The organism is Shewanella bicestrii, assembly GCF_002216875.1.
Taxonomy (GTDB): Bacteria; Pseudomonadota; Gammaproteobacteria; order Enterobacterales; family Shewanellaceae; genus Shewanella; species Shewanella seohaensis.
This window is the reverse complement of sequence record NZ_CP022358.1, coordinates 1,166,657-1,191,473: the sequence shown is the minus strand read 5'-3', so window position 1 is coordinate 1,191,473 and position 24,817 is coordinate 1,166,657. Positions and strand designations below refer to the sequence as shown.

Annotated in this window: 21 protein-coding genes; 4 read left to right on the top strand and 17 right to left on the bottom strand. The window is 44.1% G+C overall.

The features are described from left to right. Positions 1-3 precede the first annotated feature (3 nt). Complete coding sequence (locus tag CF168_RS05265; protein ID WP_089067219.1) at positions 4-1,491, bottom strand: methyl-accepting chemotaxis protein; 1,488 nt, start codon at positions 1,489-1,491, stop codon at positions 4-6. Next, on the bottom strand, positions 1,491-2,477 hold the full coding sequence (locus tag CF168_RS05260) for a substrate-binding periplasmic protein (protein ID WP_089067218.1): 987 nt from the start codon (positions 2,475-2,477) through the stop codon (positions 1,491-1,493). Before CF168_RS05260 ends, CF168_RS05265 begins: the two co-directional genes overlap by 1 nt. 490 nt (positions 2,478-2,967) lie before the next feature. Between CF168_RS05260 and CF168_RS05250 the strand changes: the two genes are divergently transcribed. Beyond that, positions 2,968-3,870 carry a sulfite exporter TauE/SafE family protein gene (locus CF168_RS05250; RefSeq protein ID WP_089067217.1) on the top strand — a complete coding sequence of 301 codons (903 nt, stop codon included), beginning with the start codon at positions 2,968-2,970 and terminating at the stop codon, positions 3,868-3,870. 37 nt (positions 3,871-3,907) lie between these two features. On the opposite strand, the gene CF168_RS05245 is transcribed toward CF168_RS05250, so the two are convergent. The 3 genes from CF168_RS05245 to CF168_RS05235 form a co-directional block, all read right to left on the bottom strand. Then, positions 3,908-4,561 (bottom strand): putative 2OG-Fe(II) oxygenase, encoded by a 654-nt coding sequence (locus CF168_RS05245; protein ID WP_240520062.1) that lies wholly within the window; start codon positions 4,559-4,561, stop codon positions 3,908-3,910. A 17-nt stretch (positions 4,562-4,578) separates the two neighbouring features. After that, the gene (locus CF168_RS05240) at positions 4,579-6,114 is read right to left on the bottom strand and encodes a tryptophan halogenase family protein (protein WP_089067215.1); all 1,536 of its coding nucleotides are present in this window, start codon (positions 6,112-6,114) and stop codon (positions 4,579-4,581) included. 62 nt (positions 6,115-6,176) lie between these two features. Next, positions 6,177-8,840, bottom strand: coding sequence for a TonB-dependent receptor (locus CF168_RS05235; RefSeq protein ID WP_089067214.1), 2,664 nt, complete (start codon positions 8,838-8,840; stop codon positions 6,177-6,179). Positions 8,841-9,266: 426 nt separating this feature from the next. Here CF168_RS05235 and CF168_RS05230 point away from each other — a divergent pair, with 426 nt between their 5' ends. Then, the gene (locus tag CF168_RS05230) at positions 9,267-10,283 is read left to right on the top strand and encodes a LacI family DNA-binding transcriptional regulator (protein ID WP_011623692.1); all 1,017 of its coding nucleotides are present in this window, start codon (positions 9,267-9,269) and stop codon (positions 10,281-10,283) included. Positions 10,284-10,343: 60 nt separating this feature from the next. On the opposite strand, the gene CF168_RS05225 is transcribed toward CF168_RS05230, so the two are convergent. Both CF168_RS05225 and glnB read right to left on the bottom strand, forming a co-directional pair. Then, entirely contained in the window at positions 10,344-11,633 is a 1,290-nt protein-coding gene (locus tag CF168_RS05225) for an NAD(P)/FAD-dependent oxidoreductase (RefSeq protein WP_011717954.1), read from the bottom strand. Positions 11,634-11,825: 192 nt separating this feature from the next. Continuing rightward, complete coding sequence (glnB, locus tag CF168_RS05220) at positions 11,826-12,164, bottom strand: nitrogen regulatory protein P-II (protein WP_011073353.1); 339 nt, start codon at positions 12,162-12,164, stop codon at positions 11,826-11,828. A gap of 237 nt (positions 12,165-12,401) precedes the next feature. Here glnB and CF168_RS05215 point away from each other — a divergent pair, with 237 nt between their 5' ends. Together CF168_RS05215 and CF168_RS05210 are read left to right on the top strand one after the other, a co-directional pair. After that, positions 12,402-12,914: a GspH/FimT family pseudopilin gene (locus CF168_RS05215; RefSeq protein ID WP_089067213.1), complete on the top strand. Its 513-nt coding sequence runs from the start codon at positions 12,402-12,404 to the stop codon at positions 12,912-12,914. A 154-nt stretch (positions 12,915-13,068) separates the two neighbouring features. Next, positions 13,069-13,551: a GspH/FimT family pseudopilin gene (locus CF168_RS05210; protein WP_089067212.1), complete on the top strand. Its 483-nt coding sequence runs from the start codon at positions 13,069-13,071 to the stop codon at positions 13,549-13,551. A gap of 27 nt (positions 13,552-13,578) precedes the next feature. Here CF168_RS05210 and CF168_RS05205 read toward each other — a convergent pair whose 3' ends face one another. The 10 genes from CF168_RS05205 to ileS all read right to left on the bottom strand — a co-directional run bounded on the left by CF168_RS05205 (position 13,579) and on the right by ileS (position 24,805). Then, a complete protein-coding gene (locus CF168_RS05205) occupies positions 13,579-13,878 on the bottom strand; it encodes a TapY2 family type IVa secretion system protein (protein WP_089067211.1) in 300 nt (99 codons plus the stop codon). Next, a complete protein-coding gene (locus CF168_RS05200) occupies positions 13,875-14,273 on the bottom strand; it encodes a type IV pilin protein (protein WP_089067210.1) in 399 nt (132 codons plus the stop codon). The genes CF168_RS05205 and CF168_RS05200 overlap by 4 nt, the downstream gene beginning before the upstream one ends. Positions 14,274-14,281: 8 nt before the next feature. Beyond that, on the bottom strand, positions 14,282-17,857 hold the full coding sequence (locus tag CF168_RS05195; RefSeq protein ID WP_089067209.1) for a pilus assembly protein: 3,576 nt from the start codon (positions 17,855-17,857) through the stop codon (positions 14,282-14,284). Positions 17,858-17,861: 4 nt separating this feature from the next. Further along, on the bottom strand, positions 17,862-18,296 hold the full coding sequence (locus CF168_RS05190; RefSeq protein WP_089067208.1) for a pilus assembly PilX family protein: 435 nt from the start codon (positions 18,294-18,296) through the stop codon (positions 17,862-17,864). Between the two features lie 15 nt (positions 18,297-18,311). Then, positions 18,312-19,286, bottom strand: a complete 975-nt coding sequence (locus CF168_RS05185; protein WP_167373686.1) for a PilW family protein — start codon at positions 19,284-19,286, stop codon at positions 18,312-18,314. Positions 19,287-19,304: 18 nt separating this feature from the next. Continuing rightward, positions 19,305-19,889: a type IV pilus modification protein PilV gene (gene pilV / locus CF168_RS05180; protein ID WP_167373569.1), complete on the bottom strand. Its 585-nt coding sequence runs from the start codon at positions 19,887-19,889 to the stop codon at positions 19,305-19,307. A 191-nt stretch (positions 19,890-20,080) separates the two neighbouring features. Then, complete coding sequence (ispH, locus tag CF168_RS05175; RefSeq protein ID WP_089067206.1) at positions 20,081-21,037, bottom strand: 4-hydroxy-3-methylbut-2-enyl diphosphate reductase; 957 nt, start codon at positions 21,035-21,037, stop codon at positions 20,081-20,083. A 1-nt stretch (position 21,038) separates the two neighbouring features. Continuing rightward, entirely contained in the window at positions 21,039-21,461 is a 423-nt protein-coding gene (fkpB, locus tag CF168_RS05170; RefSeq protein WP_011626961.1) for an FKBP-type peptidyl-prolyl cis-trans isomerase, read from the bottom strand. Beyond that, complete coding sequence (gene lspA, locus CF168_RS05165; protein WP_011623704.1) at positions 21,461-21,973, bottom strand: signal peptidase II; 513 nt, start codon at positions 21,971-21,973, stop codon at positions 21,461-21,463. Before lspA ends, fkpB begins: the two co-directional genes overlap by 1 nt. A 9-nt stretch (positions 21,974-21,982) precedes the next feature. Then, positions 21,983-24,805, bottom strand: coding sequence for an isoleucine--tRNA ligase (gene ileS, locus CF168_RS05160; protein WP_089067205.1), 2,823 nt, complete (start codon positions 24,803-24,805; stop codon positions 21,983-21,985). Positions 24,806-24,817: the final 12 nt, after the last annotated feature.

Below are 24,817 nucleotides of genomic sequence, written 5' to 3'. Positions count from 1 at the left end.
TGGCTACAATCTGAAGGAAGTTACTAACGTCCGCAGTCTTTCCCCTTGGTGAAACAGTCGCTCACTCGATTGTGCTAAATGCTCACTATCGAGGGAGGCTGAACCTGAGACATTGGCAAGATCATTTAATGTACGAGAAATCGCTTCGGTGACGCAGGTTTGCTCCTGCGCCGCATGGGAAACTTCGATATTCATATTACTGATATTGGAAACTAAATAAGTCACTTTAGACAGCACTAGCTTAATTTCTTCCGAACGGTTGACCCCTTGATTGGAGAGAGTCTGGCTCGATTGCATCACATTCACGGTTTCGGCAACTCGGCTCTGCACCTGTTGGATCATTTTTTGGATTTCACCCGTCGCCTGTTGGGTACGGCTCGCTAAAGAGCGCACTTCATCGGCAACGACGGCAAAACCACGCCCCTGCTCACCCGCTCTGGCGGCTTCAATAGCGGCATTTAGGGCGAGTAGATTAGTCTGTTCGGCAATGCTGTTGATCACCACCACGACTTCATCGATGCGTTGGGTTTCCTGTTGTAGCTGCGATACCGATTGGGCAGAACGCGCTAATTCACGCGCCAATTGACGGGTAATGGCTAAGCCCGAGTCAAACTGACGTTGACCATCGTCGACCGCCCTATCGGCTTGGGTTGCCGCATCAGCAGTACGTTTTGCATTAATGGCCACTTCGTTGGCACTGGCACTCAATTGAGTCACGGCCGTGACCGCGGCTTCGGTTTCTTTAAGCTGAGCTTGCACCCTTTGATTGTTGCTTTGCGACAGCGTACCCAGCGCCTTAGCATCACCCAATAGCAGGCCCGAGGTTTCATGCACTCTGGTAATAGTGCCATGAATTTGCTCGACGAAACCGTTGAAAGCATTGGCAAGTTTGCCGATTTCATCTTCGCTCTCCACGGGTAATCTGTGGCTTAAATCGCCATCACCATTGGCGATTTCTTCTAACGCGGCGACAACCTTATCCAAAGGACTAATCACTAAGCGTTTGAGAATGATGAAAATCACTAACAGACTACCCGCTAAAATCAGCAGCGCCTGTAAAAAGTACCCCAGCAGTAAGTCGGATAATTGCGCCTTAACCGGCAAAGTCGAGAAGGCAATGGTTAAGCGCCCGGTCGGATTACCTTGGTCGCTGAACTGTAACTCTCTTGTTTGTAGGTCGCTTGCGGCAACGGCCTCGGTTTGTTTGTCTTCGGCGAGCAATTTACCCCGATGATCCACAACGGTGATTTGATAGATTTGCTCAGACTTTAACATGACAGACAACACGGCACGGATCTGCTCGTAGTCGTAGGTAAAAATCGGCTGCGCCATGGTGACCTGAAGATTCGCAACGGTATTGTCTTCAAAGGCCATTTCGTTGCTGGTCAAGCTATCGCTCGCCAACCAATAGGACACCCCAAATAGCACGCTGACTATCATAAATATCGCAGCTGCTAACCCAATTTGTACTTTTAAGGCTAATGTTTTCATTATTTTGCACCTTGCATACTAAATAGATCTAACCACAACTCTTGGCGTTCAATGGGGGTTAAGGGACTTAAATCAGGCGTATCGAGACGAATAATTACACGCTGCTCAAACTGGGCATCACGGTAGAGCTTGTCTATCTTAAGCTCACGATTAAACATCTCATCAAAGCTGCCGTCGCTTATCATATTTTCGAGCCCGGCTAAGATTGCCGCCGCTAACTCGGGACGTTTGGGGGAGACAAAAAAATATGCCGGCGAGCGATATTGCAGCAGGATGTGAGTATCGATTTTCAGCGCAGGATCGGGGTGGCTTGCGAGTTCATCGCCAATTTCCTGTGCGCCGAGGGCAAGGTAATCGAATCGCCCCCCCTCTAACATAGGATACAGATTGGTGTATTGATAGCTAGTCACGACAGGCAAACCATTGGCTTCTAGGATGCTGGCATCGGGCCAATAGCGGTTTTGCCCTGCTTTTAATCGCTTAAAATCCGCCAGCGTTTTTACATTGGCAAATCTAGCCTCATCCATTTTGCGGATAATTAACAGGCGGTTACCGAGTAATCCCTTAAACAAAGGGATACGAACCGGGAGCACGGTTTCCTCAAGCTCCTTAGAAGTCATGCTCCAAAAAACATCGACAGTACCAGCCAACGCTTCTTCGACCTTACGTTTTTGGTTCATCTGCGTCGACATTTGTTCGACCTGATAGGACTGACCAGAGCGGCGCAGCGCCTCTTTGAGGAGATTAAACTGCCACTGCTGTTGGATTGTGGTCACTATCTTGATGGGAGCAAGATTATTTGCTGTAGAACTGCCTGCAGTAGCGGCATTTGTAAGCGTAAACGACGCCGACTCCACGGCGGCTATCGCGGTGAAACTAAAAGCGCAAACCATAGCGCTCGCCCAGAGTCCAATGATGGGCATCAGCAAACGCTTAGCAAAAGTAGTCACTACGCTGCCAAGCAGTGTAGCAATATGAATAACCATGAATCGCAGCCTCTTTTTTATGACTGGAATATCCAGCGAGTTTTATTTTTTAATGCCGCTAACTTGTCTGCTTATCCTAAGCAAGGTCGCTCTACCTAAAAAAATGGCTGGGCACTGCTTACAGTACCCAGCCAACGCTAGTTTCTGGGGAGAGACTATCAAAATATTAAAGACAAACGTATCGCCGCCCGACCAGCAATACTTCTGCCAAGTACATGAATAAGGAGACCTCATCCTCTTCATGCAGACCTTACAAAACAACGAATCACACAAGCAGATGACAGCGTTGTCATTGATTAAATTACACAAGAAAGAACAGGTTTTCTACATTTTTTTGACATTTATCGGTATTTTTTTAGTCAAAACACTTTTAATCATTAAATATCAATAGATTATGTTTTAACTTTTTATTTCCACACCAGTGTGACAACGCTGTCTTTGACTGATAACATGCATGCAACAACTCACCCACTCCACTCAATAACTCGAAATGCTGCCATATGGCCTTATCTTAAAACGTAGAAATATTAACCTCGGCCAATATTATCGACCGATAGCAATCGTCCTTGTGCTATTGAGTGCATGGCTATGTTGGTTAGTCCAATTTCATCAACCCATTGAGTTAATAAAACAATACGGTCAGTTTGTGTTTTTGGGGATAACGGGAGCCATCTTTGCAAATGCCACGGGAGCGGGAGGTGGAGTGATCTTTATTCCGGTGTTCTCTAGCTTAAATTTCAGTGAAGTTCAGAGTGTCTCCACGTCATTTATGATCCAATGTTTTGGTATGACGGCAGGGGCGATTTCATGGTCAAGCTACTATCGACGACACCATCACCATGACAAAACTTGGTCAGGCTTTATTCCAAGCATTTTATTAGCGGCGACCTGCTCAGTGCTTGGCCTTTGGAGCAGTCAGTTATGGCAATTGAACTCCCCCTCCTCACTGCATACCAGCTTTAGTCTTTTTTCCATCCTATTAGGGATAGCGATCATTATCAGCAGCCAACGCCGTACCCTTCAAAGCCATCGCCTCAACGCCCGAGACTATTGCTGGCTAGCAGTAATTGGTTATTTGGGCGGGATCATCACCGCCTGGTTATCGGTTGGCGTGGGCGAACTGCTAGTGATCTATCTGATGTTACGGGGAGTGTGTGCCAAGATGGCCGTTGCCATCGGAGTGGTGGTATCGGCGATTACCGTCTGGTCGGCAAGTCCGATACATGTGTTTGCAAGTAGCAGTCATGCCCTATTCGAACTGGTACTGTTTGCAGGCCCTGGTGCAATTATCGGTGGTTTATTAGCGCGAAAACTGGCGCTAATTCTCCCAGTCAAAACCTTAAAGCTGTTTTTCTCAAGTTGGATTATCTTGACTGGGTTTGTCATGATTTGACCTTCTGACAGACAGAAATTCGAGCTGAAAATGTTATTCAATCCAGCGGAGGAAAACCGACTTCTATCACTAAACAAGTCCGAGGTAAGGTGTTTTTATGGACAGTTGTGCCATGTAAAAAACGAGCATCATGGCAAATCAATCTTCCCGCCAGAGAACTGACTCTATATTGCTGCGCCAAAGGATACTCACTACATGACTTACCACGCATAAGCTGCCGATTATCATCCTGAATAAAGACTAAATCAGCACTATTTTCAGGCACATCTGTATAATAAATTGCAACTAAATGCGGTATAGACCAATCATCATTCGCATGCCTGTGAGCCACGGCATCACAACCATACTCCATACGATTGGCCCAGGTACGGTGATACTTTAACTTTCTAATATTTCTCGTTTTATCAAATCCAAGCTGTACCGCTGCATCAAAAATGCACATCAATATCCAGCGCCCTAAAGGATTGGACTTAAAATTTAACAGCTGAGGAATTGGATGGGTCTGATGCAAGTGAACCGTAGATAAGGCTCGCCCCCCATTAGCATCAGGTACGTTTGCCTCATTTAGCACTTCTGGTAACGCAAACAAGGCATCAATTGTTTGATAAGTATCGTCTTTACCTTCAAAACTATCATACTGTTCAAAATCATAGACACAGATTGCGTTATCAAATATTGGCACTAACATCATAGCCATCCAGATTAAAATTAAACCTTTGTAGACCGAGCCTGCTCAAAGGCCTGCTTTAAGCCTTCAAGCCAATCTCGATGTTTTAATAGCATTGAAGCCGCTTTAACGACTAGCTGATCATTTCCTTTCATTAATGCATCACAATGCTGAACTTCTTGTGCTGATAAGACTGTCGCAACCGTGTTGAATTTCATTCCATATAACACATAAAGGAAATTTTTATGATCGAACAACTCAAAACGCCCAAAAAAATCAGATGCATGAGGAGGTCTTAAGGCAAAACGCGCAAGTCGCTGATGTAGCTCCTCAGATATAGTCTCGCTCTTTTTATTATCGAGCCAGAAATCCGAGTCTGTTCTATCTGAAACGCAGTAATGCAATTTAATAAAGTCCACGACTCTTTCCCACACATAGGTCGTGACCTGATTATAGTGAGGCGTGAGCACATCGATATCTTCCAGATGTCGAGGGAAATTACGTGCAAGTAATTCAGCAGAAAAGTCCGATACCAATATCGACGTTGCTTCTAGCGGTTCCACAAAGCCTTGCGCTAACCCTAATGCAACACAATTCTGATGCCAAAATGTTTCTCTGTAGCCAACCTTCATTGGAATTTTACGCGGATTAAATTGAGCCTTATCGATGCTTAGATAGTCGGCGTATAAGCCTAACGCCTCTTCATCACTCATATGACGACTAGAATACACAAAACCAGTACCGCGCCGAGTCGTGAGCGGAATATCCCAAATCCAGCCCGCTTTATGGGCCGTCGCTGTAGTATAGGGGTTAATCTCCTCATCGCCCCCCAGTGCAACCTGCTGAACAAGTACTGTATCAGTTAGTAACTCATTGGCTTTACTTACAAAAGGCACTTTGAGGGTTTTATCAATTAAGATTGAAGCAAATCCACTGCAATCCACATAAAAATCAAATGCGAGTGAAGCATCATCCGCGGTCACTAAATGGGTAATTCGGCCGGATTGACAAATTTCGGCACCTTTAATCGTGGCAAACTGATGCTTTACGTTAAATCTCGACTTGGCGTTGTTAGCGAGAAGACCTGCAAATTTCAAGGCGTTAAAGTGATAGGCATAGGACAGTGCGCCTTCATAATCGCCAGAACCTTTACGTTTGGGCGATAAGCCTAACTCACAAATCCGAGCTTGGATTCCTACATCATCAAACGGCCGGTCAGCAGCATTTGCCAGCCAATAATTCGATACATCGACACCCGCGGGATAGGGGGTATCAAAACTATGATAGTAATGATATTCTCCATGTCGTTCTGGGTCTAACCAATTAACAAATTTAATCCCTTGCTTAAAAGTTGCATCGCAAGTCAGTAGCATCTCAGCCTCTGAAATACCAAAACGTTTCAGCCCTTTGGCAAGATAAGGCACACTTCCCTCCCCCACGCCAATAGTTGGTACGTCTAAAGATTCTATCAGGGTGATCTCAATTTCCGGGTCGTGACATAACTCTGCGCCCAAATGGTTTGCGGCTAACCAACCCGCTGTTCCGCCACCAATAATTGCAATGCGTTTGATTTTCATCGGCTTTGACTCATCTATAAAAAAGCCCAGTCGAGACTGGGCTTTTAGACTAAAACAACATATTAGAATACAAAACTTGCGCCTAACTTGTAGGTAGTTTCGCCTTTAAACGACCATGTTGGGAAATCGTCTTGGAGTGCAGGTTTAACTTCTGTACCTACGCCAGCTGCACCATATTGCACATCGTCTTCAGCTGTTAAGTTAACAATTTCAAGACGTAAAGCAATGGCTTCTGTAACGTTCCAACCTAAAGTCACATCCAGAGTACCAAAGGCATCGTGCATGCGGTTACCGTAGTATTTACCGTATTCACGAACCATATACTCAGAACGCCAGTTATAAGCTGCACGAGCTGAGAAATCATCATTTTCCCAGTAACCCACTAAGTTCGCACTGTGCTTAGAAGACTCAGTGAACATACCGATGTTATCAGTATACACTTCAGCAGGAGCGGTACCATCCGCGTAGGTATAGTTAGCGTTAACACCGAAACCATTGTCGAAAGCGTGGTTTAACTGTAACTCGATACCATCGATCTCACCACCACCCGCGTTTTCATAATTGTTTACAGTCCAATTATCGGCAGGGGTTTCTAAGTCATTGTTCACTACGCCAATCTGTTGATTGTATTGGGTAGTAGCAACAATGAAGTTACTGATATCTTTGATAAAGTATGTCGCAGAAACTAAGTTGCCATCACCATAGTAGTATTCAAGGCTTAAGTCAGCTTGTGAAGACTTCATTGGCTTTAAGCCTGGATTACCGTAGGTGATCTCTTCGTTACCACGTCTATCATCTGGATAACCAGTTGATGTTGATAAGAATAAGTTATCGTAGTTAGGACGAGTAATTGCTTGTCCTGCTGACATACGTAAGATCAAGTCAGGTGCAAGGTCGAAAGAGATGTTAAAGCTTGGCAATACATCGCTGTAGCTGTCGCTGATGCTATGGATTTCTTCGCTCCAACCTTGGTTCACACCTAAGATGTCTGCAGGCGAGTTATCGATGATATGACCGCTAGAAGTCACGTCAGTTTGGATGTAGCGTAAACCGAAGTTACCACGGAAGCCTTCACCGTCGAATGAGAACATACCGTACATCGAGAAGTTATCTTCTTCGATGAGGCCGTAAGCTGAACGGCTATAAGCAAATTGGTCAACTAGAGATTCTGTCGCGTTGATCATCGCATCAAGATCGGCTTTAGGAATAGTCCAACCGTCATAGCCTAACTTCATGGTGCCGCTGTAAAGATCTGAAGTCTTGAACTCATTCTTCTTAGCAGGGTCGTAAATAGCACGGTATTCACTCTTTTCAAATTCATGTTGAGTGTAACGCACGCCAGTTTCAAACTTATTGATAACGCCAAAATCTAAGTCAAAATCAACATCTAACTGCAGATAAGTTTCTTCGTCAGAGTTAGGTCCTTTGATACCAGTCCAAGTTGAAGTACCAACAGTAGTGTCTAGCTGATCTTGGGTGAATCCCATGTCACGGCCATTGATGTCAATTTGCTTGCCAGTCGCATCAACGGTACCCGCCCATTTCACCTGACCAAACTTGTCACCCCACCAACCATAACCAAAGTTAGCACTCATCTGAGTACCGCCTTCAGCCTTAGTTTTACCTGCTACACCAGAGATAGCAAAACCGTCACCTTTATAATCCGCATTTAACTCAAAGGTATCAGATGTCATTTCACCTTTACGTGCCCAGTTTTGGAAGAACACGTTAGATGGGTCACTTTCTGGAGTTACGCTCAGAGTACACACACCCGCAGCGTTAAACTGTTTACAGTGAGAAGCTCCTTCACCCCAGTTAGTGTCGGTTTCGATATACATGTTGGCACCAATACTATCAGCACCAAGCTTGAGTGATAGTACGTGAGCACCAAATTCTAAATTGTCTGTTGGACGGAATTGCACTGTTGCATCGAGCGCAGTCCGCTCTTGTTCTTGCAGGAAGCTAGATGGTTGAACCGAAGAACGGCCGCCCCAATCGAGGTCCGCTTCAGTACCAGTACGCAGATATTCACGGTCAATGTATGACCCAGCGACTAAAACACCGAAGGTTTCATCGTCATTTTTCCAGCTATATAAACCAGATAGCTCAGGTGCAACATCTTCGTTCACTGAACCGTATTCACCTTTAACAGAGGCAAATACAGAGTTCGCATCCATATCTAACGGTTTACGAGTCTTAACAATCACAGTACCACCGATACCACCCTCAACGAGGTTAGCTTGGGTAGACTTATACACTTCCATACCACCAATCAGTTCTGATGGCAGCATAGAGTAGTTGAATGAACGGTCTACGTTCATTTGATCATACCAACCTGTTGATGCAACGTTTTGACCATTCAAAGTAGTCAACGTCATTAACGGATCGGTACCACGAATAGAAACAGAGCTACCTTGACCAAATGTGCGGCCAACAGTCACACCAGGAACACGTCCTAAAGCTTGACCTACGTCAGAATCAGGAAATTTACCGATATCTTCAGCCGTTACCGCATCAACAACTGCATTTGAAAATCGTTTTTCGTTGATATTGGCTTTGTTTGAAGCACGAATACCGCGCACTTCAATCTTTTCAATATTTTCAGGTACCGCTGCTGCAGCGGCTGCTTCAGCCTCTGCAGCAACAGCACTGATTGAAACAGCGCTGCCGAGTAGGATAGCAATGTTTGTAGCTAGTACACTTTTCTTAAAGGATGATGGTCGCATCTCGTTTCCCTTCCATAACTTTATTATCGTTTTAGTATTCATAACCATTCCGATGGAATGACAACGCTGTCATGTCTAGTGCAAACATTACACAATAATTAACAGCCTTGCCACAACAAAATAACTCTGGACGAAAAAAAATGTCATAAAGCGAAGTGTTGAGAAGAGAAAAATCAATATATTCAAGCAAAAATAATCACTTAGATGTTTTGATGTAAAATTACAACTTATAACCGAGTGTTAACAGTTGAAAAATGCCTCAGTTTGTAACAATTCAGCATTGCTATACGCGGTAAATGCTCGCACTATAAGAAGCATAATAAAAAGTAAGCTGACAACGCTGTCGGCTTGTAAATTGCGCCTAAAGGATTTAGGTTCATCAATTAGCTAGCCCTTCGCACATTTGAATAAAGAGTTTGTAGATCAATGAAAGTCACTATCAACGACGTCGCTAAATATGCTGGAGTGTCAATCAAGACAGTTTCCCGCGTAACCAATAACGAACCTTCGGTAAAACAAGCCACGGTTGATAAAGTGAACGAGGCCATCAAAGCATTAAACTACCAGCCCAATCTCGCGGCCAGAAACCTTGCTGGCACAAAATCCTATGCCATTGGTTTTATTTATGATAATCCCAACGCTTATTACATTATTGATATGCAAAACGGGATTTTGTCGGCCTGTAAAGATAAAGGCTATGAGCTGGTTATTCATCCTTGTAACGCAAAATCTGACACCATTTGCGATGAACTGACTCAACTCGTGAAACATTCGCGACTGGCAGGTTTAGTGTTAACGCCGCCTCTTTCTGAAGATCCTAAAGTCCTTAAAGCCTTAAGTGATATTGAGGCCAACTATGTGCGAATTATTGCCGGCGAAGGTAATAAAGAGCAGGATGGACTGACGATTTTAGTCAATGACAAATTTGGTGCGGTTGAAATTACTCAGCATTTGATCGACTTAGGCCATAAAGAAATTGCCTTTTTAAGTGGCGATCTACACCACGAGTCCACCAAAGAGCGGTTACTTGGTTATAAACAAGCATTAACAAAAAATCGCCTGCTTCTGAATGAAGATTACATAATTGAAGGAAAATACTCATTTGAGTCGGGCGTTGAAGGGGCTAACACGCTGATCAAACAGAAAAACCGTCCAACAGCGATTGTTGCCTGTAACGACGAAATTGCAGCAGGGGCGCTTTTTGCTGCTCGTTTAGCAGGGCTAGATATCCCTGGCGATCTATCCATTGTCGGCTTCGAAGACAGTCCATTCTCACGCCAAACTTGGCCAAAACTAACAACAGTGCATCAACCTAACGCTGAAATTGCCCAAGTGGCAACAGAGCTATTAATCGCGAAACGCCGTGAACAAGATGCCAAGTTTGCAAAAACATTTACGCCAGAGCCTGTGATCCGAGACTCTTCAGCCTCTCCCAAACATTAATTTTCAGCCCTGCTAGGCTTAAACAAAACAGAGAGCCAAGGCTCTCTGTTTTGTTTTCAGTTAATGCAATTTCAGCTTTGGCCTTTGCCATTTCAGTAGCTTTTGCGCAATGCGATAAATAATTGCGGAGAACCAGCCATATAGGCTCGCTAAGTGTCTCTGGTATAACGAAATATACATGATCCTTGCGATATGACCTTCCACGAAGAAAGTTCCAGAACGCAAATTCCCCATTAGATTACCGACCGCAGAAAAACGACTTAAAGACACCAGAGAACCATAGTCTTTATACACAAAAGGTTTTTCCGCCTTCCCTTGTAAACGATTCACAATATTCTCATACAAGGTATCCGCCATTTGTGCTGCCGCTTGAGCGCGAGGGGGCACAGGTTGGCCGGACTCCAAAATTAATAGAGCACAATCCCCAAGCGCATAAATGTCTTGATGGCCTTTAACTCGCATACAAGCATCAACTTCCACTTGATTGCGCGGCGTAATGGGTAACTTAGAGAAGTTTTGAAACGCTTTTGGACCTTTCACACCAGCCGCCCACACTTTAAGCCCCGCTTCGATAACGTCACCATCCTGCGTAATAAACCCATCGCGGGTGACTTCTTTAACCTGCACCCCGATATGCAAGCGGATGCCAATTTTATCCAATACCGCTTGAGCTCTTGCGCTCACACGTTCGGGTAACTGTGGGAGAATTTTTGGTGACGCTTCAATAAGATGCACATCAAGATGATGCTTAGAGATATTGAGGTAGCCATATTCTTTCACCGATTCAATGACATGGTGAAGCTCTGCGGCTAATTCGACTCCTGTGGCGCCAGCGCCAACAATACCTATACTTACTTTCTCTTGTGTTTCATTGAGTTGCAGTAATGCATCTAATAATTTTTGATGGAATAAGTTAGCGTTATCTAAACTATCAAGGAAAATACAATGTTTCTCAGCACCTAGGGTATTAAAGCTATTAGAGACCCCGCCTAAGGCTAGCACTAAGTAATCGTATTCAATTTGACGGGGCTCAAGCAGCAATTCACCAGAGTCACTATAAACCGCAGCAAGTTGGATGGTTTTGGCATCGGGTTCACATTGCTCAATTTCGCCACGAATGTATCGATAACCATTCTTAAGACCATGATCTCGATACAACAATCCCTCTATAGACTGGTCAATAACCCCAACAGCTACTTCGTGTAATTTTGGCTTCCAAATATGGATTGGGCTTTTATCAATTAAGCAAACATCGACGACATCACTACCGCCCATCTTGCGGCCTAATTTAGAGGCTAGCGCTAAACCTGCCGCCCCACCACCTACTATCACGATTCGTTTCGTAGCCAAAATAACAACCTCAACAAGCCTATTTAAGTGGCTAAGTTATACCATGGAACAGATAAGAGATAACTACTTTAGTCTAACTAAAGAGGCTATTTTGCATTAAAGATATTTCAGGAACAGAAAGACTTAGTCCCATCAATCATAAATTTTAAGCAACAAAAAAGGGCCAAATGGCCCTCTCTTGAAACGGATGAATCACACCGCTTCTTCGTTTTCTTCACCAGTTCGAATGCGGATAACGCGCTCTACATCCGTTACGAAAATCTTACCATCGCCGATTTTACCGGTACGAGCTGTTTCCACAATAACATCAATCGCTTGGTCGACTAAGTCATCTTGAATCACGAGTTCTATTTTAACTTTAGGTAAAAAGTCGACCATATACTCCGCACCGCGGTAAAGCTCGGTGTGCCCTTTTTGACGGCCAAAACCTTTAACCTCCAGCACTGTCATCCCGGTGATACCTATCTCAGCAAGTGACTCGCGTACATCATCCAATTTAAAAGGCTTAATAATCGCTTCAACTTTTTTCATCAAACATTCCTCGGCACTTGCTGACAGATAATCAAATAGAATGCCATTAGCTTACACGGGGTTAGGCGATTATTGAAGTATAGGCAGTGCTTTCCTCATAAAACACAGTTTCTATAAAACAATTCTTAGTCCGTAAAAATCTAAAAGTCTCATTGGTACGCTTCTATACTTAAACAGCAGCAGTTTTGCTCCAAAGGCTCGTAGGATGCGAGCGACATTTATAACAAAGGATCTGTTATGAAAACTCTACCACATGGCTTTAGCTTGATTGAACTCATCACTACTGTATCCATTTCGACCATTCTGTTATCGATTGGCGCTCCCTCGTTAAGCGATTTCAACACGAGATTCAGGGCTGATAGTAATATCAAAGTCATCCAGCAAACACTGATGCTCGCACGAAATCATGCCATTTCCTTCAATCGAAAAGTGACTGTCTGCGCCTTAAGCAACAATCAGTGCATATCTAACTGGCAGCTTGGTTTGACGGTATTTATCGATGTTAACAGCAATAGTCAACTCGATGGCAATGAAACGACTATTTTTACCACTAACGCTTTCAATGCCAGAGATACAGTTATCTACAATCGAACCTTAATTCGTTTTCAACCAGACGGTCTTGCCTCTGGTACTAATGGAACATTGAAGTATTGCCCATCAAGTCCCACCAGCCCATACTCACGAGGGATTGTGGTAAATCAAGCTGGCAGGGCAAGACTATCGACTGATGCCAATATCCGCTGCGGATAAATGGCGAGAATTGATTGAAGGCAATATCAACTGACAACATAAAAGGATTGAGACTATCTTTTAGAAATTAAACAGCACAAAGGATGCAACTTAGATACTGAAATCCCGCCTATTCTCGCTTATACTTTAGTTTGTATAAGTGAGGGTTGAGTGCATGCTAAATAAATTGCTTGGTTTCACACTGGTTGAACTGATGGTTACGATTGCAGTGGCTGCAATATTATTAACTATCGGAGTACCATCTTTAATATCCGTCTATGAAGGTGTGCGCGTTAATAATAATATCGCCAAAATTCATGACATTATGGTTTTTGCCAGAAATCAAGCCATCAGTTATGGCGCAACAATTAAAGTTTGTGCATCAAATGGAAGTGCATGTGGTACAAATTGGGGGAATGGGATTAAAGTGATTAGTCCTGATAATAAAGATATTCGTGTTATTGACGCATTCAATACAAATGACAGTGTAAAAAGTAATTCGGCGAGTTTTACCTTTAGCTCTGAAGGCATGTTATCAGCAAATAGTGCTGTAGAAATCATCTATTGCCCTGGAGGCTCCGCAACCAACTCCAAGAGTGTAAACATAAGCTCTAGCGGACTAATCTCCTACGGAGCAGATGGTAAAAGCTGCTCATAAACCAGAAGATATTCCACACACATAAGCTTATCTCAAGGTTAGCTCATCAATTTTCTTACTGTTTTCATTAGTGAACTCTTGGCTAAGCTCAACACACTCTACAACCTCTTTAATAAAGAATTTCTTTTTATCTCCACCTACTTTTTGCTTGCTAGGAAGACTCGCCATATTCAAATTGACATCTTTAATCCTCCATCGATAAAACAGCACTTTATCACCATTTGTCGTTGTGACATGGCATTTGTAATCCTGCATAACCACTGTAGGTTCCGCAGCAATCACAAATGCAGGCAAAGCTAATGCTAAAGCAATACAATATCTTATCATTTCCAACACTCCGCAGAAGGCCCCTTTACACCAGCAGATGTCATCGTAATAGTCGCACACGTTGAGTCTCGACTAGCCTGCGAACCTTGTGCAGTCGCAGTGATAGTGAATGAACTGGTTCCACTTGAAGCTAAGCTATAACGCCCATGCTCTGTAACAAAAGGATTAGCGGCTAACCCCAGTTTGGTCATATCAGTCGCATAGGCTCGGTTATCCAAATAATACTGCTCTTGAAGATTCGCAACCTTCATCACCGCCGCAACACCTTCAGACCGTCCACTCTTAACCACGTAATCAATGTATGATGGATACGCTATCGAAGCTAAAATCCCCACGATAACAACAGCGATCATGACTTCAATTAAAGTGAACCCTTGCAGTCTATTCTTTTTCATTAATGTTCTTACTCATCAATATGATAATAAATTTTGTTAGTCTTTAAGCCGCTACCCAATTCGATCGTTCCCTTGCATTCACCGTTCTCACACTCGCCTTTACCAACACCGATAACATACGCTTTCGGCTCTTCACCCGGTTGTGGCTCAGGGATAACGATTTGGGGGGTGTCAGGAATACGTTCACCCACCTCATAGTAAAGTGTACTTGATGTTCGAGTACCTTTATGTAGGTCAAATACATAGAGCCGTCCCTGTCCCGAAAAACCACATACCCCCGCATCCAAATCAACTGCTTGGTTAGTCGGCGGAACAAATGAAGTGAAATAAACTTTACCATCAAAAATAAGCGAGGAAGATAGGCTTTTCTCTCCCGTGGCAGGGAAATCATAATACCAACCTCTCTTTTGCCCAAAAGCAATATTATCACTCTGCGAAGTAGGTGCTGCAGAGGTCACATCATATAGATTAGAAATCGTTAGAGGGGCCGGTATATCGGTGCCAGTGAATTGTTTAGTGACAACATTTCTATCCTGAAATACATAAAACATGTCATTAGTGGCAATATCTAATGGATGCGTCCTATTCCCCGTACCCACAGTGACAGCATCATACGGGATACTCTGATACGATAAGACCCCATTTTCAGAATGAATATTATTAAACTGGGTTTGGGCGACTGTAGGTTCAGCAAAAAACATCCTGTTGTTAGGGGAACTCGTTGTTGCAATTTTAGCAAATTGGAATACTGACCAATTAGTTTTATCGGTCGAAGGTAAATCTATTCGCCAAATACTTCCCTCGATGTCACTTGCATATATCCGATCAGATATACCGTCATTATTACTATCTAAAACAGCCACTTTATTTGGGATACTGCTCATTCCCGTAGCGGTAAACTTAGTCACAAATTCACCCGTAAATGCTTTAACAATATAAACAGCAGCCCCAGAACCCTCTGCTGATTCCATCCCGCCCCCAAAAATCAATACTGGTTCAGAGATTGATGGGATAAAAGTGACGACAGGTTCTGACCAACTTTGGCCTAAGTCTTCAAACTTTTCCGTACTAGAATTGATCATCCACTTATACTGTGGTGAATCTGGGTTTGTGATATCTAACGCATAGTAAGATGTGCCGCCGCGCCTCATCCCAAGGAAAACCCAAGCTTTATTAACTTTACCAACCGAATCCGTCTCAGTATATGCAACCGGTGATAAGTCCATCCCATAAACACTGTGAGTACCAGTCGAATCATCTTGCCTGAGTGTTGGAATGTTATGTACTAATTCAGATGGTATAAATGCCCAAGACTCGGTAACTGAACCAACAGCATAATCGCCACTACCAGTGTCTGAGTCTTTAAACATATGTACCAATCCCTGATTGGTGCCAACTAAGATTCGAACATCAAGATTTTCAGATGTCACATTGCCATCGGCATCTGTTGTAGGTTTATTACCGAAGTTAATGGCGAGAGGCTTCGAATGGAGAGGATCCCCCATAATATCATCTCGAGGGTCGGTATAGGTTTCATCATTATCTTCATCATCAACATCTACACCATAAATCCAGTCTCGATTCTTGGAGACAGTATCAGAAACGGAGCTAGTTGCAGGACTTCCTAGAAGAGAATAAAAACTCGAATCGCTTATTGTTGTAAGCAAACTCAAACCACTTCCATCATTTATATATATTTTTCTATTTTTTAATTGGGATTTTAAGGTCGGTAACACCCCACCCGATTTAACCTTATTACCATCAATGTTACCTGCGGGACAGGTATTCCAATAGGTGCAAGTATCACTTGATATATTGCCGTTAGTATCAATTGCTCCCGTCGTACCACCTGGACCGACAATCTCACCAGAGGAATTAACTTTCAGCTTTTTCAAATTACCACTCCAGCGGGGTCCACCACCGGGTAAAAACATGGCAAAGTAAGCTGAGTTATAGGTCTGAGTTTTATCGAAGTTGTTACTGGCAATACTCGGAGAGGTGAAAGATGAATCAATGGTCAGAATAGACTTTAATGCGTCGTTCATCGCTTCGACTAAATCAAGGCCCGTTTTAGCGACGTAATAACCTTTAGATACGCCATTTACTCTTGGGCTTCCGCCCCTAAAAGCCGCCTCCTCCAAGAGCGCAGCTGCTTTATCCGCACCGTCAGAAAAGCCTATGGTAAACAATCTAACGTTTTGTTTGTTATCAACACCATTCGAATCTTTCGGCCCAACAACAATATCATTGTTGTACATATAAGCCGCTAAAGCAGGCAAATAACTAAAATCATCTTGATTACGATCATCTTTGAAACTCATAGCGCTGTAGTCACCAGCGACTTTAGCGGTTGAAGTTAATTGCTTAATCGAATCGTCCGCAGCATGGTCGATTGTTGGCGCACCATCGGTAATATAAATCACATATGCGGTATCCGGACATGCTTTAAACTTCGTAGCATAATTGCCACTCATCAAGATGCTTGAGGGACTATTTGGCGTATAGTTATCAACCTTATAATATCCTGTCGCATTTTTATCATCATTACCAAAGGTGACAGGTCCGCCACTAAAAAATTGATAAGCTTCATATAATGTTTCACACAGAGGTGTATTAGTTTGTGCAGGCATGTCCCTAATTAAAGATATTAAAGAGGACTTATTCGCTTCCGTCATTTCGGTCATATCATAAATAATACGTCCACCGTCAGCATAATTTTCGGTTGGATAGTTCAAGTTATAAACGGCAAGAGCTGCATCAATGGGAATAGCCAAGGACTCTAATGCTGACTTAAGTGCATTTTTTGCGACATCTAAACGAGTACCAGTACCACCACTATTCTGCCCTTCTGTTGTAGTTGTAGCCCACTTGTACCACACAAGGTAATGTGCAGAGTAAAGTGTCACCGGCGTTTCGGTTCCAAACTTTGTATTATTTAAGCTATATAGACGATCTGTCTCAGAGCTTCCCGATGTATACATTTTGTTAGTATCAACAGGATAACCATTTGCAAACGTTGGGTTTTTATTAGTTGAACCTGGATTTTTAGGGTCTTTATTGAGAATATCTTCGTAGCAGTCAACTATATCGTTCTGATTAAAACCATTATTGTTTGCTAAAGACTCCCACTTATTTTTGTTAAACTCTCGCAAGTATCCTGTGTAACGTCCCTTATCCACTAACGCTTTGGCAGCAGTATTACAGTTATTATTTCCCAAATAAAAACGACGACCATCATTTGGATCATCTGGTGTCGGCATATTGCTGGTATTATCGATACCGCCTGCATTCCAATAGGTACCTTTCTGATTGATATACCCAGAATAACTGTTCATGTATGTCTCAAATCCTGCAGGGTAGGTACAAGTACCTGCCGCATGACCAGCTTCGGAACAATATGAGCTGACAGCATTCTGATCTTCTGTAGACATACTCCCTGAGTTATCAAAGATAAATAACACCTGTGGGCGCTTGCCAGTCCTTACCGTTGAGTCAACAAGATAAAGCTCTGTATCATCTGCATGTATTTGCCCTGCAATAATGACTGTTGCAGCCATAAGAGCACAAAAGAGTTTTTTCAACATAACTTTAGTTTCCTGTTAGCACTTGTTGCTCTACACCTGAAACAACGGTTAATGAGCCAAGATTGTCCCGACCAAAGGTCACTGAACTGCTAATCTCAACCCTTCTACAGCTAACCAAATTTGCCCCTGTCGCATTTGTGGTTCTTTGGCATCCCACATCACGCACGCCCGTTTCAGGCAAGGGCTTCAATGTCTGGCTGCTATTAAATACTGTTGTATCCGCCTCTGCGTTAAGGTTTGCCAATTGTTCGCCCGAATAATCTGAAATTACCTGCTCTAAACCACCATCAGCAATCGCTTTAGCTTCTATTCTTTCTGCACCAGCCCCAGACATTCGTAGCGATTGTGTTGAGTTAACCGCCAACGCAACACCGATAACAGTCATGAGGACCAAGACAATTAATGCAAAAAACAACACTATCCCTTTCTGCTTTCTCATCACTCATGGCCTCAATTAACTGCGTATAAGCACTGGATTTTCCAATACTATGGTTGTCGACAATACCTTACGACGATAATGGTCGTTAGCAGGAATAGTGATGGTTTTGTCTCCCAAAAGGTACTCCGTCTCGTTGGTATAGCTCTTGTCTTCGTTAATCGATCTCACCAGTACAAACGCTTTTATCGCAACCAATCGCTGAAAGCCTTCGTTATCCCACATCAATGATGTGACATCTTCAGCAGGCATAAAGCTATCAGGAGTGCTATCCCCATCATTATCAAAACCATATAAGAATCGAATATTCTCAATGCCTTCAACTAACTGCTCATCGTTACTCATGCCTGTACTGGTTAAGGTTTTACGCCTTAGGATAGGTATTTGATTTGCGTCGTTTGCAATAAAATACACATGGTGTTGATATTCCCATGTTCTCGGATTTTCAAGCGCTGTGGTAGGAGCACCAACAAAAAATACCGCCTGAGAGGAGTTCGCAGCCACGTACACAGAGCTTGAGTTTCCCGCTGCGACATTAGGTCCAATAAAGCGTTTTAGCTGCAAAACATCTGTATCCGCATTAACATCACTGTTCCCCAAACAACTAAGATGTGTACTTGTTGCAGTATTCTCATACCCCCACAAACGCCTAAAATGAGCCGGCTGATTATTAGGCAGCGTCGCGTTATTCAGCCCATCGCCGACACAATCAGCGGTTATGGTAGTGACCTCGATGCTGGTATTTGTCCCGACGATAAAATCAGTGCCCGTTAAATCCCCCATAAAACCTAACTGGCTAATATCTCTTTCCATAATGGCCAAGGCTATACGACCATTCTCTTGCAACTGATTAAACTGACTTGTCGTCGTCACGTTTGATGACGACATACTAAACATGGTAAATACACCGGCAGTCAAAAAAAGCCCTATGACCATAGCGACCATCAACTCAACGAGTGACATTCCCAGTTCCGCGGATTTACTTAACTTCATACGAAATGATTTTTTCATCTAAATAATCACTGTCTTAAGTGAAAAAATGCGCCTATTTTCAGTGTCAGCACCACAAGTGTCTGCTGCATCCGCAACGGCTGAAGTATCAATATTGGTCTCACGTATGCCTCGCCAAGTAATCACAACGAGCACATCACGATTATTCACTTCAATACAAGCCGTAGGAGAATCCAATCCCCCAACGTTTTGAGTGCCAACAGTTTCAGACTCTCCGGTTAACGAAGATTGCCATTCAAAAATATCCCACAACTTCAATTCTGTTGGATTGCAAAGTGTTGTGTTTTCACACACCTTTGCGACAGAACTTGGGGCGCCAGTGTATTCTCCGGCATAGCTAGCAAGCTGCGTTCGATTTAGCTTCATGCGGTTGATAATATCATTGGCGTAATAGGAGGCTTGTGTTTGCTGAAAGGATTCAAAGCTGCCGCGCTTAGCCACAATGTGTAAATTAAAAATACCGATCAAGCCAATCACTAGAATCACCAATGCGACAAGTACTTCAATTAAAGAGAAGCCCCGTTGAATTCTGTTATGCGTCAATCGTTCGAATTTAGTCATATTTTTGACAAGCTTTTCAGCCATTTACCCTTTTAAATCTTAATCTTACGATAAAAACATTACTAGCAGTTAATAATAGATGAGTAAAATGTAAGTAGCCAGTAACAATAGCATATAAGCGTTAATTCCATTATGCCTTGTTTGTATTTGGTGAATTTTGATAATAAAAAAGAGGCCATTGGCCTCTTTCAATTTACTACAATTTTCTACATCAATTAACGTAGTTCAGCGGGTACGGCAAAGACGGTATCTTCTTTACGCCCTTCAACTTCGGTAACGACACTCGGTGCTAATTTCGCAATCGCTTGAACCACTTGCTGAACCAGTACTTCTGGTGCAGATGCGCCAGCGGTCACCGCAACTTTAGTCACATTTTCAAACCAAGATGAATCGATATCATCCGCGGTATCAACCAGATAAGATTGAGTCCCAGTCTTTAATGCCAATTCACGCAAGCGGTTAGAGTTAGAGCTGTTTTTCGAGCCGACCACAATTAACAGATCCACATCGGCCGATAAGTTCCGCACTGCATCCTGACGGTTTTGCGTCGCGTAACAAATATCATCCTTACGCGGACCTTCAATCGAAGGAAAACGCTTTTGCAATGCGGTGATAATATCGAGGGTATCATCTACCGAGAGCGTTGTTTGAGTCACGAAGCAGAGGTTATTTGGATCACGAACTTCTAAAGTTTCGACATCTGCAGGAGATTCAATCAGATAAACACCACCATTAGGGTTATCGTATTGCCCCATGGTGCCTTCCACCTCTGGATGTCCCTCATGACCAATCAAAATACATTCAATCCCCTTGCGGCTCGCTCGAGTGACCTGCAAATGCACTTTGGTGACTAATGGACAAGTCGCATCGAAAACTCGCAACCCACGCGCCTTAGCCTCGGCACGTACCGACTGAGAAACCCCATGAGCACTGAAGATAACAATATTGTTATCCGGTACTTGGTCTAACTCTTCAACAAAAACGGCACCGCGGTCCTTCAGGTTTTGCACTACATAGCGGTTATGCACCACTTCATGGCGAACATAAATCGGCGGCGAAAATAACTCGAGTGCGCGCTCGACAATACTAATGGCGCGATCCACACCAGCACAAAAGCCGCGAGGATTGGCCAGCATAATATTTAAACTTGGGCTGGTAGGATCTAATTTCATCTTACAATACCTTCACCACGTCGAGTTCAAATGTCACTTTGCGTCCCGCTAGAGGGTGATTGAGATCGACCGTAATCGAATCGCCCGCAACCTCACGCACAATTCCGGGGATCTCACTGCCACCAGGGCCTGCGAAACTGACGATAACGCCAACTTCAAGCTCCATATCAGCTGGGAAGCGAGTTCTATCCATATAATGAATCGCATCGGGATTTGACTCACCAAAGGCATCGACCGCTTCAAGCGTAAAGCTGTGTTTATCACCTTCATTCAAGGAAACAAGTTGCGCTTCAAATGCAGGGCTTAAAGTACCATCACCGATGTTAAGGCGTGCTGGCTTACCCGAGGCTTTAGTGCTATCGGCGGTCGAACCATCTTCAAGCACAATATTCATATGGCACAATAACGAACGTGTCACAGTCACTACTTCACCTCTTCGGTTTTATCTTGTTCGGATTTGCTGTTAAAAAACGAATCCCAAATGATCAGCACGGCGCCGATAAAAATCGCGGAATCGGCGATATTAAAGGCGGGATAATGGCTCTTACCCCAATAAAAATCGATAAAATCCACCACAAAACCGTGCATCAATCGATCGATTAAGTTACCTAGGGCGCCACCGATCACTAAGGTGTAAGCCAAGTTTAACTTCCAGAGGGATGCCGATTGCTTGCGCAGCCACACAGTCAACAAGGTACTGAAACCAACAGCCACTAGGGTAAATAACCAACGTTGCCAACCGCCCGCTTCACTTAAAAAGCTAAATGCGGCGCCATAGTTACGTACATAGGTGAAATTAAAAAAAGGTAATAACTTCACCGATTCGAACAAATCAAAATTGGCTAAGACCCATTGTTTGGATAGTTGATCGGCCAAAAACACCAATACAACTACCCAATACCAACGTAAGCCACTGTCTTTCCAGGTTAATGGCATACAGATCCTTTACGCAAACAGACGAACTTCGCCGTCACCTTCAATATTGGTTACGCAGCGATGGCACAGCGTTGGGTGAGCCTCAATCGTGCCCACTTCTTCCCTATGGTGCCAACAACGCTCGCATTTCTCTGCTGTTGTTGCATTTACCACTAACTTCAATGAAGCCAATTCAGTTTCAACGGCATCGCTTGTCGCATCTGCCAATGGCAATACTTTGGCTTCTGAAGTTAATAGGACGAAACGCAGCTCATCACCAATGTGCGTTAACTGCTCAGTTAAAGCAGCATCGGCAAACAGCGTGACTTCGGCTTCCAAGGAGCCGCCAATACGTTTATCGCGGCGCGCTTGCTCGATAACCTTGTTGACTTCGTTACGCACAGTCAGCAGATTTTCCCAGTACTCATCACTTAAATCAGTATCTAAAGTGATAGATTGTAGATCTTGGTACCATTCTTGGGTAAACACGTAAGCATCACGTTGACCTGGCAGTAATTGCCACACTTCGTCGGCAGTAAAGCTCAGGATTGGCGCAATCCAACGCACCATAGCCTCAGCAATGTGGAACAGTGCAGATTGGCAGCTACGACGGGCATGGCCCTCTTGCTTAGCGGTATATTGACGGTCTTTGATGATGTCTAAGTAGAAGCTACCTAGCTCAACCGAGCAGAACTGCATCAGCTTTTGCGTCACAATATGGAAGTTATATTGCTCATAAGCTTCAATGATTTCTTGCTGCAGCGCTGCTGCGCGGCGCACCGCCCAGCGATCTAACGCCACCATATCTTCTACAGCCACTAAATCCTTAGCTGGGTCGAAGCCATTAAGGTTCGCCAGTAAGAAACGAGCAGTGTTACGAATACGGCGATAAGCATCGGCGCTACGGTTTAAGATTTCATCCGATACGGTCATTTCACCGCTGTAGTCGGTCGCAGCAACCCAAAGACGCAGAATATCCGCACCTAGCTTGTTGGTGACTTGCTGCGGCGCAATAACGTTACCGATAGATTTAGACATCTTGCGACCTTTACCATCAACAGTAAAGCCGTGGGTCAGCACTTGCTTGTAAGGTGCTTTGCCAGTCATAGCGGTAGAAATCATCAGAGATGACATAAACCAACCACGGTGTTGATCGCTACCTTCAAGGTATAAATCGACACCATGACCATGAAACTCTGGGCGCGCGCCTACCACAGAAGCAAAGGTTGAACCTGAGTCGTACCATACGTCTAAGGTATCGGTCACTTTACGGTATTGTTCGGCTTCTTCGCCCAGTAATTCGGCGGCATCGAGATCCCACCAAGCTTGAATGCCTTCTTGCTCAATGCGGTTGGCCACACGTGCCATTAACGACACGCTGTCAGGGTGCAGCTCTTCGGTTTCGCGGTGTACGAATAAGGTAATTGGCACGCCCCAAGTACGTTGACGGGAAATACACCAATCAGGGCGATTCTCAACCATCTTCTCGATACGGCTTTGGCCCCAGTCAGGGATCCACTGAGTCTGCTCAATTTCGCTTAATGCTTGCTTGCGCAGGTTTTGGTTATCCATTGAGATAAACCATTGCGGCGTAGCACGGAAGATAATGGGCGTTTTGTGGCGCCAGCAGTGTGGATAGCTGTGACGGTACGCAACATGGTGTAATAGCGCGCCTTTTTCTTTCAGCAGTGCAACCACATTGTCGTTTGCTTTAAATACGTGTTGGCCAGCAAAAAACTCAGTGTCTGGTTTGTAAACGCCGTTATCACCAACGGGGTTTGCCACTTCTAAACCGTATTTTTGACCGACCACGAAGTCGTCTTGACCATGGCCAGGCGCTGTATGAACCACACCAGTACCGGCATCAGTCGTCACGTGGTCACCTAAAATCGCAGGTACGTCAAAGGCTAAGAATGGATGCTTAAAGCGAACCAGCTCAAGTGCTGCGCCTTTAACTTTACCTAACACGTTATGGCTCTCGGCGCTGTAACGCGTCATACAAGCCTCAACTAACACATCGGCCAGAATAACTGCGTGAGTCGCGCCCTCTTTCGCAAATTCAACCAAGCTGTAATCCAGCTCAGGGCTGATAGATAACGCGCGGTTAGCTGGCAGCGTCCAAGGGGTGGTAGTCCAAATCACCATAGCCACAGGATGCGAGTAATCGCTTACACCAAACTGAGCGGCTAAAGCTTTGCTATCAGTCGCAGTAAAGGCTACATCGATAGCGGGAGAGGTTTTATCCTCGTATTCCACTTCGGCTTCAGCAAGGGCTGAACCACAGTCTGTACACCAATGAACAGGTTTAACACCTTTATGTAAGTGACCGTTTTCAATCACTTTAGATAAAGAGCGTACGATATTGGCTTCGGTGGCAAAGTCCATCGTTAAATAAGGCTTTTGCCAATCGCCCAGCACGCCTAAACGAATAAAGTCGGCACGCTGGCCATCGACTTGCTCGGCGGCATATTTACGGCATTCTTCACGGAATTCGGCCGCAGAAATTTTTTGACCAGGCTTACCGACTTTTTGCTCAACTTTCAGTTCAATTGGCAGACCGTGGCAATCCCAACCAGGCACATAAGGCGCATCAAAACCTGACATGGTTTTTGACTTAACAATAATGTCCTTAAGAATTTTGTTGACTGAGTGACCAATATGAATACTGCCGTTCGCATACGGTGGACCGTCATGCAAAATAAAAGGTGTGCGGCCAATTCGGCTATCACGGATCTGCTGATACAGACCGTCTTTCGTCCAGCGCTCTAACATCTCTGGCTCGCGATTTGCCAAATTACCACGCATCGGAAACTCAGTTTCCGGCAAATTCAAAGTAAATTTATAGTCGCTCATTGATCCTATACC

Excerpts from the sequence above, each read along its gene's own strand:
- glnB (WP_011073353.1), bottom strand. The coding sequence starts at position 12,164 with ATGAAAAAAGTTGAAGCGATTATTAAGCCTTTTAAATTGGATGATGTA.
- CF168_RS05250 (WP_089067217.1), top strand. The coding sequence starts at position 2,968 with ATGCTGCCATATGGCCTTATCTTAAAACGTAGAAATATTAACCTCGGC.
- CF168_RS05190 (WP_089067208.1), bottom strand. The coding sequence starts at position 18,296 with ATGAGAAAGCAGAAAGGGATAGTGTTGTTTTTTGCATTAATTGTCTTG.
- CF168_RS05260 (WP_089067218.1), bottom strand. The coding sequence starts at position 2,477 with ATGGTTATTCATATTGCTACACTGCTTGGCAGCGTAGTGACTACTTTT.
- CF168_RS05210 (WP_089067212.1), top strand. The coding sequence starts at position 13,069 with ATGCTAAATAAATTGCTTGGTTTCACACTGGTTGAACTGATGGTTACG.
- CF168_RS05205 (WP_089067211.1), bottom strand. The coding sequence starts at position 13,878 with ATGATAAGATATTGTATTGCTTTAGCATTAGCTTTGCCTGCATTTGTG.
- lspA (WP_011623704.1), bottom strand. The coding sequence starts at position 21,973 with ATGCCATTAACCTGGAAAGACAGTGGCTTACGTTGGTATTGGGTAGTT.
- CF168_RS05215 (WP_089067213.1), top strand. The coding sequence starts at position 12,402 with ATGAAAACTCTACCACATGGCTTTAGCTTGATTGAACTCATCACTACT.
- CF168_RS05240 (WP_089067215.1), bottom strand. The coding sequence starts at position 6,114 with ATGAAAATCAAACGCATTGCAATTATTGGTGGCGGAACAGCGGGTTGG.
- CF168_RS05185 (WP_167373686.1), bottom strand. The coding sequence starts at position 19,286 with ATGAAGTTAAGTAAATCCGCGGAACTGGGAATGTCACTCGTTGAGTTG.
- pilV (WP_167373569.1), bottom strand. The coding sequence starts at position 19,889 with ATGGCTGAAAAGCTTGTCAAAAATATGACTAAATTCGAACGATTGACG.
- CF168_RS05230 (WP_011623692.1), top strand. The coding sequence starts at position 9,267 with ATGAAAGTCACTATCAACGACGTCGCTAAATATGCTGGAGTGTCAATC.
- CF168_RS05245 (WP_240520062.1), bottom strand. The coding sequence starts at position 4,561 with ATGATGTTAGTGCCAATATTTGATAACGCAATCTGTGTCTATGATTTT.
- ileS (WP_089067205.1), bottom strand. The coding sequence starts at position 24,805 with ATGAGCGACTATAAATTTACTTTGAATTTGCCGGAAACTGAGTTTCCG.
- ispH (WP_089067206.1), bottom strand. The coding sequence starts at position 21,037 with ATGAAATTAGATCCTACCAGCCCAAGTTTAAATATTATGCTGGCCAAT.
- CF168_RS05265 (WP_089067219.1), bottom strand. The coding sequence starts at position 1,491 with ATGAAAACATTAGCCTTAAAAGTACAAATTGGGTTAGCAGCTGCGATA.
- CF168_RS05235 (WP_089067214.1), bottom strand. The coding sequence starts at position 8,840 with ATGCGACCATCATCCTTTAAGAAAAGTGTACTAGCTACAAACATTGCT.
- CF168_RS05195 (WP_089067209.1), bottom strand. The coding sequence starts at position 17,857 with ATGTTGAAAAAACTCTTTTGTGCTCTTATGGCTGCAACAGTCATTATT.
- CF168_RS05200 (WP_089067210.1), bottom strand. The coding sequence starts at position 14,273 with ATGAAAAAGAATAGACTGCAAGGGTTCACTTTAATTGAAGTCATGATC.